The sequence below is a fragment of the Aeromicrobium sp. P2_G6 genome, from assembly GCF_056403535.1.
In genome coordinates, this window is record NZ_JBFUFH010000002.1 from 58,561 (window position 1) to 73,242 (window position 14,682).

General features: G+C 67.0%; 16 protein-coding genes. 6 read left to right on the forward strand and 10 right to left on the reverse strand.

Features of this window, described 5'->3' with window-relative positions:
- Nucleotides 1–86: 86 nt before the first annotated feature.
- Nucleotides 87–701: a TetR/AcrR family transcriptional regulator gene (locus AC1DVU_RS06670; RefSeq protein ID WP_476921648.1), complete on the reverse strand. Its 615-nt coding sequence runs from the start codon at nt 699–701 to the stop codon at nt 87–89.
- 273 nt (nt 702–974) lie between these two features.
- Between AC1DVU_RS06670 and AC1DVU_RS06675 the strand changes: the two genes are divergently transcribed.
- The 3 genes from AC1DVU_RS06675 to AC1DVU_RS06685 all read left to right on the forward strand — a co-directional run bounded on the left by AC1DVU_RS06675 (nt 975) and on the right by AC1DVU_RS06685 (nt 4,875).
- Nucleotides 975–2,120: an acyl-CoA dehydrogenase family protein gene (locus AC1DVU_RS06675; RefSeq protein ID WP_476921649.1), complete on the forward strand. Its 1,146-nt coding sequence runs from the start codon at nt 975–977 to the stop codon at nt 2,118–2,120.
- 46 nt (nt 2,121–2,166) lie between these two features.
- The gene (locus AC1DVU_RS06680) at nt 2,167–3,570 is read left to right on the forward strand and encodes an NAD(P)-binding protein (RefSeq protein ID WP_476921650.1); all 1,404 of its coding nucleotides are present in this window, start codon (nt 2,167–2,169) and stop codon (nt 3,568–3,570) included.
- A gap of 99 nt (nt 3,571–3,669) precedes the next feature.
- Complete coding sequence (locus AC1DVU_RS06685) at nt 3,670–4,875, forward strand: MBL fold metallo-hydrolase (protein ID WP_476921651.1); 1,206 nt, start codon at nt 3,670–3,672, stop codon at nt 4,873–4,875.
- A gap of 388 nt (nt 4,876–5,263) precedes the next feature.
- Here the strand turns inward: AC1DVU_RS06685 and AC1DVU_RS06690 are convergent, their stop codons facing one another.
- Both AC1DVU_RS06690 and AC1DVU_RS06695 read right to left on the reverse strand, forming a co-directional pair.
- A complete protein-coding gene (locus AC1DVU_RS06690) occupies nt 5,264–6,733 on the reverse strand; it encodes an MFS transporter (protein ID WP_476921652.1) in 1,470 nt (489 codons plus the stop codon).
- Entirely contained in the window at nt 6,726–7,373 is a 648-nt protein-coding gene (locus AC1DVU_RS06695; protein ID WP_476921653.1) for a TetR/AcrR family transcriptional regulator, read from the reverse strand. Before AC1DVU_RS06695 ends, AC1DVU_RS06690 begins: the two co-directional genes overlap by 8 nt.
- 65 nt (nt 7,374–7,438) lie before the next feature.
- Between AC1DVU_RS06695 and AC1DVU_RS06700 the strand changes: the two genes are divergently transcribed.
- Nucleotides 7,439–7,798 (forward strand): DUF1801 domain-containing protein, encoded by a 360-nt coding sequence (locus AC1DVU_RS06700; RefSeq protein WP_476921654.1) that lies wholly within the window; start codon nt 7,439–7,441, stop codon nt 7,796–7,798.
- Between the two features lie 12 nt (nt 7,799–7,810).
- Here AC1DVU_RS06700 and AC1DVU_RS06705 read toward each other — a convergent pair whose 3' ends face one another.
- Nucleotides 7,811–8,851 (reverse strand): saccharopine dehydrogenase family protein, encoded by a 1,041-nt coding sequence (locus tag AC1DVU_RS06705; protein ID WP_476921655.1) that lies wholly within the window; start codon nt 8,849–8,851, stop codon nt 7,811–7,813.
- 72 nt (nt 8,852–8,923) lie between these two features.
- On the opposite strand from AC1DVU_RS06705, the gene AC1DVU_RS06710 reads away from it, so the two are divergent.
- Nucleotides 8,924–9,868, forward strand: coding sequence for a GlxA family transcriptional regulator (locus AC1DVU_RS06710; RefSeq protein WP_476921656.1), 945 nt, complete (start codon nt 8,924–8,926; stop codon nt 9,866–9,868).
- Between the two features lie 12 nt (nt 9,869–9,880).
- Here AC1DVU_RS06710 and AC1DVU_RS06715 read toward each other — a convergent pair whose 3' ends face one another.
- Entirely contained in the window at nt 9,881–10,636 is a 756-nt protein-coding gene (locus tag AC1DVU_RS06715; protein ID WP_476921657.1) for an endonuclease/exonuclease/phosphatase family protein, read from the reverse strand.
- 62 nt (nt 10,637–10,698) lie between these two features.
- Between AC1DVU_RS06715 and AC1DVU_RS06720 the strand changes: the two genes are divergently transcribed.
- Nucleotides 10,699–11,277: a hypothetical protein gene (locus AC1DVU_RS06720; protein ID WP_476921658.1), complete on the forward strand. Its 579-nt coding sequence runs from the start codon at nt 10,699–10,701 to the stop codon at nt 11,275–11,277.
- On the opposite strand, the gene AC1DVU_RS06725 is transcribed toward AC1DVU_RS06720, so the two are convergent.
- The 5 genes from AC1DVU_RS06725 to AC1DVU_RS06745 form a co-directional block, all read right to left on the reverse strand.
- Entirely contained in the window at nt 11,246–11,752 is a 507-nt protein-coding gene (locus AC1DVU_RS06725) for a nitroreductase family deazaflavin-dependent oxidoreductase (RefSeq protein WP_476921659.1), read from the reverse strand. The two genes, AC1DVU_RS06720 and AC1DVU_RS06725, sit on opposite strands and share 32 nt — an antisense overlap.
- A 1-nt stretch (nt 11,753) precedes the next feature.
- Nucleotides 11,754–12,257, reverse strand: a complete 504-nt coding sequence (locus AC1DVU_RS06730) for a pyridoxamine 5'-phosphate oxidase family protein (protein WP_476921660.1) — start codon at nt 12,255–12,257, stop codon at nt 11,754–11,756.
- A 132-nt stretch (nt 12,258–12,389) separates the two neighbouring features.
- Nucleotides 12,390–13,412: a zinc-dependent alcohol dehydrogenase family protein gene (locus AC1DVU_RS06735; RefSeq protein WP_476921661.1), complete on the reverse strand. Its 1,023-nt coding sequence runs from the start codon at nt 13,410–13,412 to the stop codon at nt 12,390–12,392.
- A gap of 68 nt (nt 13,413–13,480) precedes the next feature.
- Entirely contained in the window at nt 13,481–13,942 is a 462-nt protein-coding gene (locus tag AC1DVU_RS06740; protein WP_476921662.1) for a MerR family transcriptional regulator, read from the reverse strand.
- Between the two features lie 19 nt (nt 13,943–13,961).
- Complete coding sequence (locus AC1DVU_RS06745; RefSeq protein WP_476921663.1) at nt 13,962–14,678, reverse strand: hypothetical protein; 717 nt, start codon at nt 14,676–14,678, stop codon at nt 13,962–13,964.
- Nucleotides 14,679–14,682: the final 4 nt, after the last annotated feature.

Consider the following 14,682-nt stretch of genomic DNA (forward strand, 5'->3'; position numbering starts at 1 on the left):
CAGTCGTATGACTGAGTTTGAAATGTACGTGACGGTCCCTTCGGTGGCAAGGGGTTGTTGAACGCGTCGAAGTCGCCACGCGGTCGTTAAGCAGAGGGCGGCGGCTGGATGTCGGCGAGGGAGACGGTCATAGTGATGAGTGCCTCGAGGTCTTGTGCGGATCTGCGATCGTCGGGATCGCAGAGATGCTGCAGGATCAGCCCATCGAGCCCCGCGACGATGAGGCGCGCGAGCTGCTCGAAGGGGACCGCGCACTGTTCGCCGGCCTGGGCGGCCGCGTCCTCGCACCAGCGAGCCACGTTCTCGCTGTAGCGCCGGTACTGCCAGTTGGCCAGGCGCTCGTGTCCGGCCGAGCGCAAGGCATGCGTGGTGAGCTCGTACTGCATGAGTTGCAGCTCTGAGTGACCCGTCACCAGGCTCGACCAGAACGTGGTCAGATTGCGCCGGATGACCTCCTCGAGGCCGCCGTCGCTCGTGGTCGACGTCCCGAGAACGTCGGCGATCTCGTCGTTGACGTCGTCGACAACGGCCTGCAGCAGCTCACGCTTGGACTTGAAGGCATGCTGCATCGTGCCAAGCGGCACCTCGGCCTCAGCTGCCACGGAACGCAATGACGCGTCGGCCACGCCGTCTCGGGCCATGACGCGACGGGCTGCGGCGACGATCTGTTGGCGCCTGACGGGTGCTGAAACGTAGACCATGTCGACCATCTGCAGAGGGGTTGGATGCACGCCATGCTTACACACGCCGCGATTCGGGATCCGGAAAGTTGTGTCGAGCTGAGTCGGATTTCGGCGGGGCCTGCGCGCATGTTCAGCCGCGGCTTGGCAATTACGAGAACCGGCAACCGCAAAGTTCGCGCAATCCCCGTAGAGCGTGCGCTCGATCCGAGTGGATCATCAGTCAGTCATCGGTGCGCCCGAACCACGAAGATCGCTCGGCCACCAGTCACGAACGCACGAGAGGCCGTCGAGATGAAGCGCGACATCTACAACGAGGACCACGAGGACTTCCGGAAGTCCGTTCGAGGCTTCCTGGAGCGGTCGGTCATCCCGAACATCGACCAGTACATCGAGGATCACGCCTTTCCGCGTGAGCTGTGGCTGGAAGCAGGTGCCCAGGGTTTGTTGGGTCTGCAGCTCCCTGAGGAGTTCGGAGGGGCCGGGGTCGACGACTACCGCTTCACTGCGGTCGTCGGCGAGGAGTTCTCGGCGGTCAATGCGGCCCTGCACAGCTGCTGGGGAATCCACGCCGACACGGTTGCGCCCTATCTTGTTGCGCTGTTGACCGACACCCAGCGGAAGCGGTGGTTGCCGGGGGTGGTGTCCGGTGAGATCTGGTGCGCCATCGGCATGACAGAGCCCAGCGGTGGCTCGGACCTCGCAGCCTTGAAGACGACCGCCGTCAGGGACGGCGACTCATGGGTTTTGAACGGCTCGAAGACCTTCATCACGAACGGTTACTCCGCCGATCTCATCGTGGTCGCCGCTCGGACGTCGCCGGAGAAGAAGGCGCGTGGGATCACCTTGTTCGCTGTTGAAGCTGGCGCGGAGGGATTCTCGCGGGGCCGCAAGCTCGACAAGGTCGGACAGGTCGAGTCCGACACGGCTGAGCTGTTCTTCGAGAATGTCCGGCTCAGCGACGACGAGGTCATCGGCGAGGTGGACGGTGGGTTCATCCACATGATGCAGCACCTGCCGCAGGAGCGACTGGGCTCGGCCGTCGGCAACCTGGCACACGCAAAGCAGATCTTGCTCGAGACCCTGGAGTACACCAAGGAGCGCAAGGCGTTCGGTCAGTCCGTCGGCTCCTTCCAGCACAACAAGTTCCTTCTTGCCCAGTTGTTCACTCAGGTCGATGTCGCTCAGGCGTTCGTCGACCAGTGTGTGCGGGCGCATTCCGAGGGAGAGCTCAACGCGATCGATGCTGCCAAGGCGAAGTGGTGGACCTCGCAGACGCAGTCGGAGGTGCTGGACCACTGCGTCCAGCTGCACGGGGGCTATGGCTTCATGAACGAGTACCGCGTCGCGCGTGCGTGGCGCGATGCGCGGGTGACCCGAATCTGGGCGGGGTCGAACGAGATCATGAAGGAACTGATCGGCCGCGACCTGGGCCTCTAGCCCGATCACCTCACCACAACGACATCTCCGGTAGGGACAGAAAAGTATGAAGCTGGAAACCGACTACCTCGTGGTGGGCGCCGGTGCGTCTGGCATGGCATTCGTGGATGCGCTCATCGAGCAGTCATCGGCGGACGTCATCATGGTCGACCGCCGTCACCGCCCCGGTGGGCATTGGCACGACGCCTATCCGTTCGTGCGGCTGCACCAGCCCGCGGCCTGTTACGGCGTTTCCTCGACGGATCTCGGCGCGGACCGGATTGACGCGCTGGGCAACAACGCCGGGATGTACGAGCTGTCGTCGGCGGCCCAGATCTGCAGTTACTTCGCCGAAGTCATGGATCGGGTGCTTTTGCCGTCCGGTCAGGTCAGGTTCCTGCCCATGAGCGAGTACCGGGTGACCGAGGCTGGCGAGCACGTGGTGACTTCGTCGCTGGATGGTGAGGAGGTGGAGATCGTCGTCCGTCGCAAGGTCGTTGATGCGACCTACATCGAGCCCTCGATCCCTTCCACCCACAAGCCGGCGTTCGACATCGACCCAGGAGCAGTGGTCATTCCCCCTAACGACCTGGTCAAGCTGCGAGCCTCGTCGGCGGGATTCACCGTCCTCGGTGCAGGCAAGACAGCGATGGACACCTGCACGTGGCTGTTGGAGAACGGTGTCGACCAGGACTCAATCACCTGGATCAGGTCCAGGGACGTGTGGTCGATCAATCGAGCCTGGACCCAACCCCTCGACCTGGTGGAGTCCCGCGCCCGCTTCAACGCCGCATGGCTCGAGGCTGCCGCAGGCTCCCGGACGGGCACCGAGATGGCGCTCAAGCTGGAGGAGATGGGTGTATTTCTCCGTCTGGATCGCGATGTCGTGCCGACTGCCTTCCGCGGCGCCACCATCAGCGAGACCGAGGTCGAGGGCTTGCGGACCATCTCGAACGTCGTACGGGCCGGTCGTGTGCGCCGCGTCCGCGACGGCGGGGTCGACCTGGTCGACGGCAGCATCGACCTGCCGCGGGATCAAGTGTTCGTCGATTGCACGGCAACGGGCCTTCGAACGCTCGAAGTGCGGCGCGTGTTCGAGCCTGACCGGATCACATTGCAATACGTCACCCCGGGATTTGCCTGCTGGAGCGCCGCGATCCTGGCTGTGGTCGAGGCCAACGTCGAGGACGACGTCACCAAGGAGCACCTGGCTCTTCCCGTCGTCTACACAGGTGACGTTGACGACCTGCTGTCCTTCACCCGGGACTACCTGGTGAGCGCGCAGCGCCGCAGCGAGGTCGCGGACGTCCGGTCGTGGTCGGGTCGAACGCGCCTCAACCCCGCAAGAGGGTTGCGCGAACGGCTGACGGACCCCGAGGTCGCTGGTCCACTGGACACGGCGCGCGAATGGCTTGCACCGGCGATGAAGAACATCGAGGAGCGCGTAGGACCGGTCAAGGACCTCCTATGACCTTGGGCCCCGCCGGATTCGGTGCAACCGTCGCACTGTCTTTGTGCTGGGCATCGGGGTCAAGTTGGCATCATCAAGCACTGAATACCGGAGGCAGACATGAGTGACATGGATTTTGAGCAATTCTTCAATGCGATCCCTGCGAACTACCTGGTCTATGACCTGGACTGGAACATCGTGGCCGTCACTGACGCGACTCTGGGCGACACGTTGACGCGCCAGGAGGTCATCGGGCGCAATCAGTTCGACGTCTTTCCTGACAATCCCGACGCACCCGAGGGATCAGGTCGCAAGGCGATGGAGGCTGCATTGCAGCGGGTCATCGACGAGCGCGCCGGCCATGAGATGCCGGTGACGCGCTATGACATCGCCGATGAGAGCGGCGTCTTCCGAGCGCGGTACTTCAAGCCGGTGAACCAGCCGGTCTTCGACAGCGATGGCAATGTCACCCACGTCATTCACGGGGTTGTGGACGTCACGGAGGCCCACGTTCCCGGCGGCGGCTCCATGACTACCACCACTGCACCTGATGTCCCGATCACCTTGATCGGTGGGCCGACGGCACTGATCGAGTACGCCGGCCTCAGGATTCTCACTGACCCGACGTTCGACGAACCTCAGGCCTACGGCTCGGACCTGACGGGGTATGAGGGCTACACCATCGTCAAGACCGAGTCGCCGGCAATGCAGCCTGAGGAGCTCGGGACTATCGACGTGGTGTTGGCGTCCCACGAGCACTTCGACAACCTCGACCTCTCCGGTCGGAGGTTCTGCGCGGGCGTCCAGCACGTGTTCACCACCGACGTGGTGGCGGACATCGTGCCGGGCGCCGAGGCACTCGTCGACTGGGACATGCGTCAGGTGACGTCCGCGACCGGGCAGGTCGTGACCTTCACCGCGGTGCCGGCGCACCACGGACCGGAGGGCATCTGGCAGGCGATCGGCCCGGTGATCGGGTTCGTCATTGAGTCTCCCGGAGAGAAGACCATCTACTTCTCGGGCGACAACTCCGATGTCGACATCGTTCGTGAAGTCTCGGATCGGTTCCCGAACATCGAGATCGCCCTGCTCAACGTCGGTGGACCGAAGTTCGTCGAGATGCTCGGCGATCACTACATCACCTTCAGCGACGAGACGGCGGCTGACGCGACCGAGGTGCTTGCCGGTGCCACCATCATCCCGGTGCACGCGGATTCCTGGGGGCACTTCACCCAGACGACGGCCAGCATGAAGGCCGTCGCCGAGACGCGCGGTGTCGCCGAGCGCGTTGTCGCCCTGGCGCCCGGGCAGTCGACCACGGCCTGACCCGAGCGCAGTCACTCGTCTGGAGGAGCTGATGAGTCAGTTTCAGATCGTCACCCCGCGATCTCAGAGCTGGAAGCCGATGTCCTTGAGGGATGCGCATCTCCGTCACCACGCCAAAGTGCGGACGCTGTGCGGACGATGGTGCACGGACTGGCCAGTCGCGTGGCATGCGGAGTTGTCCGCGAGCGACGATCGCTTGTGCGCAGTGTGCTCAGATCTGGCAGCGCGCTGAAGTCGAATCGGACAGCGCCAGCGTCCGTCGCCAGACGTCTGTGGAGACTCCTGTTGATGATCGTGGGAGAGCATTAAGGCCCCTGACCAGCAGAAATGCCGGTCAGGGGCCTTTGTCATGTCTGCGGCGCGGGACTGCAAGCCCGACGGGCCGCGATCACTCGGCGAGAGCTGGCTCCGGGGCGGGGGCCGGCGGGGCGACCTTGTTGACGCGGATGAGTGCCAGCGAGGCGATGAGCGCCAGCACCGTCACCACGAGGGCCGCCTGGAAGGCATGCTGCTGACCGGCGACGAAGATGTCGGACTGGCCCGCTGCGGTGCGGGCGCGCTGGCCGATCTCGCCGGCGCGGTCGGCCGCGGCGTGCGCGAAGACCGTGCCGAACGCGGCCAGGCCGATGGCGCCACCGACCTGCTGACCGGTGTTGAGGAGCGCCGACGCGAGGCCCGTCTCGTGCGGCTCAACGCCGTTGACCGCGGTCATGGTCAACGGCACGAAGCTGCAACCCATGCCGAGGCCGAGCAGCAGGAGCGATCCGAGGAACGGCCAGTAGCTGCTGCTCGCGTCGAGCTGTGCGAACGAGATCATGGCGGCGATGGCCAGGATCGGCCCCGCGGTCAGGAACGGGCGTATGCCGATCGTCGGGATGAGCCGGCGGACCACCACGATGGACATGAACATGATCGTCGCCGGCATGGGCAGGAAGCCGATGCCGGTGTGGAACGGACTCCAGCCGTGCACGTTCTGCAGGTACTGCGCCATGAAGTAGAACGTCGTGAAGAGCGCCGCCGCGAGGAACAGCATGATGAGGTACGCGCCGGTGCGGTTGCGGTTGGCGAAGATCCGGAACGGCATGAGCGGGTGGGTCGAGGAGAGCTCGATGAACACGAAGGCGACCAGCAGTGCCGCCGCGATGCCGAGGGTCACCAGGGTGGTCGTGGATCCCCACCCGTCGCTGGCGGCCTTGGTCAGGCCGTAGACCAACGTCGACATGCCGGCGGTCACGGAGATCGCGCCCGGCAGGTCGAGCTTGGTGCCCGAGCCCTGCGACTCGTTGAGCACGCGCGGGGCCAGGAACAGCACGATCGCACCGATCGGGGCGTTGATGAACAGCGCCCAGCGCCAGCTGGCGTAGTCGGTCAGCACGCCGCCGAGCAGCAGCCCGAGCGCGCCACCTGACGCTGCCATGGCCGCGAACACGCCAAAGGCGCGAGCGCGAGCGGCCGGCTCGGTGAACGTCGTGGCGAGCAGGGCGAGCGCGGTGGGCGCGGCGATGGCGCCACCGGCGCCCTGTGCGGCGCGGGCGATGATGAGCATCGCCTCGCTGGTCGCGAAGCCGCCGACCAGTGATGCGGCCGCGAAGATCGAGATGCCGATCATGAACATGCGTCGGCGACCGAAGAGGTCGCCGGTGCGCCCGCCGAAGAGCAGCAGCCCGCCGAAGGCGAGTGAGTACGCGGTGACGACCCAGGTGAGGTTGTCGCGCGAGAAGTCGAGGTCGTCGCGAATGCTCGGCAGCGCGACGTTCACAACGGTGGCATCGAGGACGACCATGAGCTGCGCGACGCAGATCACGGCCAGGGCGAGCCCGCCGTTGCGGGTCGCTTGCGTGGGTGGTGCTTCAGTCATGGGTTGTCTCCGTGTCTGTGGTCGAGATGGGGCGTGCGGGGCGGCCGAGCACGGGGAGCAGCACGCTGCTCACGACCTGCTCGGCATAGGCGCGTCCGGCCGGCTGGCCGGTCATGAGTACTCGCTGCAGCATGAGTGACGGCATGAGGCTCGCGGCCATGGCGATGTCGATGTCGGATCCGAGCTCGCCGCGCTGACGGGCACGTTCGAGGATTCCGGTGATGCGGGCAATGCGCGGCTCCGTGAACCGGACCCGGAACGCCTCGAGCAGCTCGGGCTCGCGGGGGAGCGCGGAGCAGATGCTCGCCATCACCTGCAGCAGCAGCTCCGAGTGCGGGCTGCACGACGCCGCGATCATCAGCTCGATGTCGCCGTCGAGCGAGCCGCTGTCGATCGTGTCGATGGCCGGCTTGAGTGTCGCCATCGCATCGATGACGAGCTCGGCCTTGTTGCCCCACCGGCGATAGACCGTGGCCTTGCCGACGCCGGCCGCAGTGGCGACGGCTTCCATCGTCAAGCGGTCGTAGCCTTCGCGTACGAGGAGGTCGATCGCCGCGTCGATGATCGCCTCGTCGCGGCTCGGGTCGCGCGGGCGGCCACGGCGGGGTTCGTCTGTGATGACGGAATTGTTGCTGGGCACGACGTGGAGCCTATCACGAAACGGAACGAGTCCGTATCGTAAAGATTCTCGGCACGGAGCCGCGCATGAGTACAGTCGCGGTCATGACAGCTGACTGGCGCACCCAGACCGTCGACACCGTGCGGAGTCTCATCGTCGAGGCGGTCCCGGACGTGGTCGAAGAGGCCAAGTGGCGCAAGGCGTCGAACCCCGATGGGGTCCCCACCTTCTCCAGCTCGGGCCTCATCTGCACCGTCGAGACCTACAAGGACAAGGTCAAGGTGACTTTCGCCAAGGGCGCGTCGCTAGAGGATCCGCACGGACTGTTCAACGCGAGCCTGGATGCCGGGACCCGCCGGGCGATAGATCTCCAGGAGGGCGACTCGCTGGACCGCGGCGCATTCGTCGACCTCGTGCAGAGTGCCGTCGCCGTCAACGAGGGCTGAGCCGGCGCAGCACTAGCTGGCGGGTTGCAGCCAGCTTCGCCGCAGCGTGAGCCCCTCGACTTCCTGCTCCAAGGTCGCGAGCACGTCGGCGGCGTCGAACACCTCCCCGGGAGCGACGGCGCCCGGGCCGCGGTGTCGCCCGTCGAGCAGCCGAGCTGCGCCTTCGACCACGATCGGCGCAGTCACGGCGTAGATGTCCTGGCCGGCAGCGCTGACGCGCCGGGTCTCCGTGCCTCGCCGTACGCGGACGTCGACGACGAACTGCTGGGCCGAGCGTCCGAGGTCGTCGGCGGCAGACGGTGGTGGAGTCGTGGTGTTGCGCAGGTCCTCGAGGGATGCGGTGTTGAGGTAGGAGCGGAGCTCGCCCACGTCGAGGTGGCGGTCGATCGTGATGACCTCGGAGAACGGCAGCTCAACGACCGGCTGGTCGCCCATGGGGGAGGGATACGACCAGGTCGCGGTGGGCGCCGGACTGGTCAGCGGGGCCAGCGCCCCGTCACGGATCACCAGCCGGGTGGCGGTGTTGCGTTCGCCCGTGACACGGGTTCCGGCGGTCGGCCACCAGCGGTCGAGGCCGATCGCGACCTCGATCTCGTCCGCACCCGAGGCCCCGTCGAGGGCGCTGGTGACGAGCATGTCGGCGAGCCCGCCGTAGAACGCCATGGCCGGTACGACGGCGACCCCAGCGGCTCGGGCCGCTGCGTCGAGTTCGCTGTAGAGGGCCTGCACGGCCGGCTGCTCGGCAGTGACGTCGAGGTAGTGGGCGCCGGACTCGACGGCGGCACGCGCGAGGGGGAGCGCCGTGTCGAGGAACGGGCCGGCGCAGTTGATGACCGCACCAACCCCGGCGAGCGCCTGGTGCAGCGACTCGGGATCGTCGAGGTCGACAACGCGACGCTCGAGCGCGGGGTGTTCGGACGCGACGGCGGCGAGACGCTCGGCGCTGCGCCCGGCGAGCACCGGCGTGAGCCCGCGTCGCAGCAGCTCGTTGACGACGAAGCGCCCGGTATGACCGGTGGCGCCGAAGACCAGGACGTGTCGTTGTGCGTTCATGCAGACCATTCTGGGGCGACGCGACGGGCGAGGACGAGCGTCCGAAACGACCTCATGCGTACAGTTTCGGACATGCCCCGGGTCGCCCTCGTCATGCACAGGTCCGCCATGCTCTACGAGGCGGCGATCGCCTCGGAGATCTTCGGCGTCGACCGGTCGGACCTTTCCCCCAACGGCGAGTGGTACGACTTCGTCGTCTGCACGGCTGACGGGGTCGCTCACCCCTGGCTGCCGAATGCCCCGACGGAGTCATTCGCGTCCATCCCGTACGCCGACTCGGTCATCGTGCCGTCGACTGAGGACCTCGACGGGGATCCGGACCCCGAGCTGATCGAGGCACTGCGCCTGGCGCATGATCGCGGCGTACGCGTCGCGTCGCTGTGCACGGGGGCCTACGTGCTGGCCGCGGCCGGGCTCCTCGACGATCGCGTCGCGACCACGCACTGGATGCACGTCGACGATCTGGCCCGGCGTTACCCGAAGGTCTCCGTACGAGCCGACCTGCTCTACATCGACGAGGGCGAGGTGCTCACCTCGGCGGGCAAGACGGCAGCCCTCGACCTCTGCATCCATCTGGTTCGCCGGGACCTCGGTGCGACGGCCGCCAACGGGATCGCGCGACGCCTGGTCGTGCCTGCCCACCGCGGCGGAGAGCAGGCGCAAGTCATCACCGCACCGGCCGAGCCGCGCAACCCCGACGGCCTGGCCCCGACGCTGGAATGGGCGCGTGCCCGCCTCGACCAGCCGTTGACGGTGCGTGAGCTCGCCGGGCATGCCCGCCTCAGCACCCGGCAGCTCGCGCGCCGTATGCAGGCCGAGCTCCAGGCCCGGCCACTCGACTGGCTGCACCAGCAGCGCATTCTCCGTGCTCAAGAGCTCCTCGAGCGCACCGACGCATCCGTCGAGCAGATCGCCGCGAGCTGCGGCATGGGCGGCGCCGCCACGCTGCGCCGGCACTTCCACCGAACGGTCGGCACCACGCCGACGGCCTACCGGGCCGCGTTCCGGCTCCGCTGACGCGCTCTCCAGTCAACCCACGTCGACGACCAAAGCACAGTGGTCCGAGATCGGCAGCTGCCGCGCCTCGCCCTTCACCGTCTGCCAGCTGGCGTCAGACAGCACGTGGTCGAGCTGCTCGCGGGGAGCATCGACGGGGAACGTCGGCGTATCGATCAAGCTGCGCATCCCGGTGATGGCGGTCGCGCGCTCGGAGCTCATGTTGAGGTCGCCCAGCAGCACGAGAGGGTGTTCAACGCGGTTCAACGAGGCCATGAGCGTCTTCAGCTGGCGCGCGCCCCACCGCGACACGAACGAGAGGTGCGTGTTCGCCACCGTCAGCATGCCGTCGGGAGTGTCGATGACCGCCGCGACGGCGACGCGCGGCTCGTCCCGCACGAGGGTGGGCACGGGACTGTCGAACCACATCGGCACGCGCATGCGCAGGGTGGGGAGGCGCACCACTTCCCACGCGGCGACCGGGTACCGGCTGAGGAGCGCGATCCCGTACGCCGCAGCGTCCGGGTGTTCGCGGCCGGTCGCGGCGATCCAGGTGGCACCGGGTCCGCCGCTCAGCGCTGCGACGAAGCGGTGGTCGACGGCGCCCATCGCCTCTGCAGCCTCCGCCGTCAGATCGGCGTGGCCGGACCGCGGCTGGCTGCGGTCGACCTCCTGGAGCGCCAGCACATCGGCGTCCAGTGACGCTATCGCTCCCTGGAAGACGTCGAGGTCGACCTCGTGGTCGGACGCCGTACGCCCGTTGAGGATGTTGAAGGTCGCCACTCGCATCGAGAATGACGTACCCCGCTGCGCCGGACATGACACGTCCCAAGACGGGTACACCATCGAACGTGACGGACAGGAAAGACTGGGGCAGGGACCTGCGGGAGGCGTTGAAAGTCGTCGCCGTGAACCTGAAGGAGAGCGGCATCCCCTTCGCGCTTGCTGGAGGCTATGCCGTGTGGGCGCGTGGAGGGCCAGAGCCTGACCACGACGTCGACTTCGTCGTGCCGCAGGACGACGCCGCCAAGGCGTTCGAGCTGTTGGCCGAGCGTGGCTTGAACGTGGTGCACCCGCCAGAGGACTGGCTGTTCAAGGTGTACGTCGATGAGTGCATGGTCGACGTGCTGTTCCAGACCAGCGGGGTGTCCGTGACGCGGGAGACGCTTGCCGACGTCGAGGAGATCGAGGTCGAGTCGATTGCGATGCCGGTCCTCTCGGCGACCGAGCTCATGGGGCAGAGGCTCAACGCGCTCGAGGAGCACGCGTGCGACTTCGGCCGGCAGCTGCCCGTGGCCCGGGCGATTCGTGAGCAGGTCGACTGGCACGAGGTGCGGGCCCACACAGCCGCGAACCCCTACGCCGTCGCGTTCCTGTTCCTGCTCGAGCGCCTCGACATCATCGAGGCTGTTCGCGCGGCTCCAGAATGACCACGGGGATCTCGCGGTCGGCCCAGGTGTCGTACTTCGCGAAGTCCGCATACAGCTCGACGAGCCTGGGCCACAGCTCCGCCTTCTCCGGTGCGGTGGCCACCCGCGCCACCACCTGACGGCCTCGCTCCTTGCGCAGATGAACCTGGGTCTGCGGGTTCGCGACGAGGTTGGCGTACCACTGCGGGTTCTTGGGCAGTCCGCCCTGGGACGCGACCACGATGAGGTCGCGGCCGTTCTCGAGATAGAGCAGCGGGGTGGTGAACGTCGTGCCGGACTTCCGGCCGATGTGCTCGAGCAGCAGCGTCGGGACGGGCTTCCTGAACCCCGCGCCGACCCGCCACTTCGACCCGATCCGGCCGTTGGTCAGCCTGAACGCATGCACCTGGGCCTTGGATCCGTACTTGATCAGCTTGCTGGTGATGGGCGAGTCGAGCCCAGGGGGCTTCTCGTCCGGCAGTGTGAAGCGGCCCATGTCAGACACCTCCAGCCGGCGCCGTCGTGCCGCCGAGGGGGATGGGGTCGAGCCCGAGCTTGCGGTGGTCCCACGACCGGGTGCGCTCCACGTCGAATCGCACCGCGACTCGGTTGTGCAGCATGAGCTCGACGAGTGGCTGCACCTCCTCGGTGTAGGGGCCGTTGTAGCGCTCCCACACACTCACGCCGACCGCCCACAGCGCCTCGGGCTGGTCGACGATCGTGCATCGTCCCTCGAGGGACACCCCGCGGAGGCTGTCGTACGTCTGGCCGTCCTCGACCAGGACGGTGGCGCGCGGGTCCCTCCGGAGGTTGACGGTCTTCTGCGCCTTCGCCTTGGTCTCGAACCAGATGACGCCGTCGATGACGGCGAACCACATCGCCACCGCATGGGGATGGCCGGTACGCCCGAGCGTGACCAACGTGGCAGTGCGGCGGGTCGGGATGAATGCCTCGATCTCCTCGGCGGTCATCGCGACCTGGGAGCGCTGGTTGATGCCCATGACTCTCGTCTCTTCGTCGTCGCCAATGGCCGCAGGGAGGGGCGACCAAGCATTTGCTCGACTCGAACGATAGGGCCGGATCGGCCGATAGTCACGATGCGGGCCCGTCGTGGACCCGCACCGTGCCCGGACTCAGAGCGTCAGCATGACCTTGGTGGCCGTGCGCTCGTCCATCGCCTTGTAGCCCTCGGCCGCCTTCTCCAACGGAAGCGTCAGGTCGAACACCTTGCCGGGGTCGATCGTGCGATCCCAGATCAGCTGGATGAGGTCCGGCAGGAAGCGGCGAACCGGCGCGGGTCCGCCGAGGGCGTGGATGCCGGCGAAGAACAGCTGGATGCCAGGGATCTGGACGTCGTAGTTCACGCCGACATAGCCCATGTGCCCGCCGCCACGCGTGGCGCCGACGGCCTGCATGAACGACTCCTGCGTGCCGACCGCCTCGACGACGGAGTGTGCGCCGTAGCCGCCGGTCAGCTCCTTGATCCTGGCGACGCCCTCGTCGCCGCGCTCCTCGACGATGTCGGTGGCGCCGTAGAACCGTGCGAGCTCCTGCCGCTCGGGGTGGCGGGACATCGCGATGATGCGCTCCGCGCCGAGCTGCTTCGCGGCGAGGATCGCCATCAGGCCGACAGCACCGTCGCCGACGACCGCGACGGTCTTGCCGGGACCGGCCTGAGCCGCCTCGGCAGCGAACCAGCCGGTGCCCAGGACGTCCGACGCCGCCAGCAGGGACGGGATCAGGTCCTCGTCGGGCTGACCAGGGGTGACGACGAGCGTGCCATCGGCATACGGGATGCGCGCCTTCTCGGCCTGCGTGCCGATGTCACCGTGGACGAACGACGCATGGATGCACTTGGACTGGAAGCCGTCCTGGCAGATCTCGCAGGTGTTGTCCGAGATGACGAACGATCCGACGACGAAGTCGCCCGGCTTCATGGTCTTCACGTCGTCGCCGATCTCCTCCACGACGCCGACGTACTCGTGGCCCATCGCGAGGTGGTCTGCCGGCTCGATGCCTCGGTACGGCCACAGGTCCGACCCGCAGATGCAGGTCGCAGTCAGCCGGATGACGGCGTCAGTGGGCTTCACGATCGTCGGGTCGTCTCGTTCCTCGACCCGGACGTCGCCGGGGGCGTACATCACAACTCCACGCATGAATGTCTCCTTGTTTGTTGAACGGCACGCCCGATCCGCGGACCTTCCAGTCCGTCGGGCGCGGTTGGTCAGTGCTGCTTGGTGCGCTTGAGCTCGCCGGCCAGCGCGAAGGCCTCGTTCGACAGATGCTCGACCCGGGCGTCGTCGCCCGCCTCGACGGCGCGCCAGTAGTCGATCTTGAGCTGGACGTAGCGCGCCCTGAGCGCGACATGCTCGGCCTCGGCCGCCAGTCGCTCTCGCTGCGCGCTGAGCAGCTCGATCTGCTCAGCTGCGGCCTCGGGCCCCAGCGCGCCGTTGGCCACATACCTGCGCATGTCCTCCACCGACATGCCGGTGGCGTTCAGGCACGCGACCCACGTGAGCAGGTCCAGGTCTTCGTCGGTGTAGACGCGGTGCTTGCTGCTCTCACCTCGGCTGATCGGCGCGATGACACCGATCGACTCGTAGTAGCGGAGCGTGCTCGCCGGCAGCCCGGTCAGCGCGGCCGCTTCCTTGATGGAGTACGTACGTCCCGTGGTTCCTGTGCTCACTTCTTCAACGGTAGGAACTTCAAGTACTTGAAGTCAACCGCCCGGTTTCCGCCGTGCTCACGCTGCGCCACGCGTAGTAGCCCAGCCCGATCACGCCGGCAGCCATGGGGATGCTCGTGATGAGTCCGAGCGGGCCACTGCCCGGGACGATGAAGGTGAGGATCGTGAACAGCAGGGCGATCGGCACCCAGATCGGCACGACATGTGCCCGGAAGAGACCCACGCACTGCAGGACGGTGCCCAGGATCACGAGGAGCGCGCCGGGGATCAGGAACGCGAAGATGTGGCCTTGATCGTTGTTGGCGGCCTCGATGACAGCGTTCCCGACCTTCCGATCGACGGAAGGATCCGTCGGGTAGAAGTAGGCCGATGCCCAGCCGGCGACTCCGACCGCCTGAGCCGCGATGCCGAGCCACATCAGCGAGCCGCCCACGGTTGCCCAGACGCTGCCGCGTCCGCGGACGAGAAACATGGTGACGAACGCCTGCAGCGTGACGTTGATCAAGGCGATGACCGCGATGGTCCCGAGCAGTCCCCACCACAAGTCGCGGTCCGGCGCGATGTCGGCGTAGGAGTAGGTCTCACCGCCGTCCTCCGGCTCCGGCCAGAAGACCCCGCCCACAGCGGCGCCGATGGCGGTGACTCCCAGCACGATGGCCACGAGCGCGATCCGGGATCGCGTGCTCCTGTCGACGACTGCCGCGGGGTGGTGGTTCGTGATGCTGTCCTCAGTCATGGCG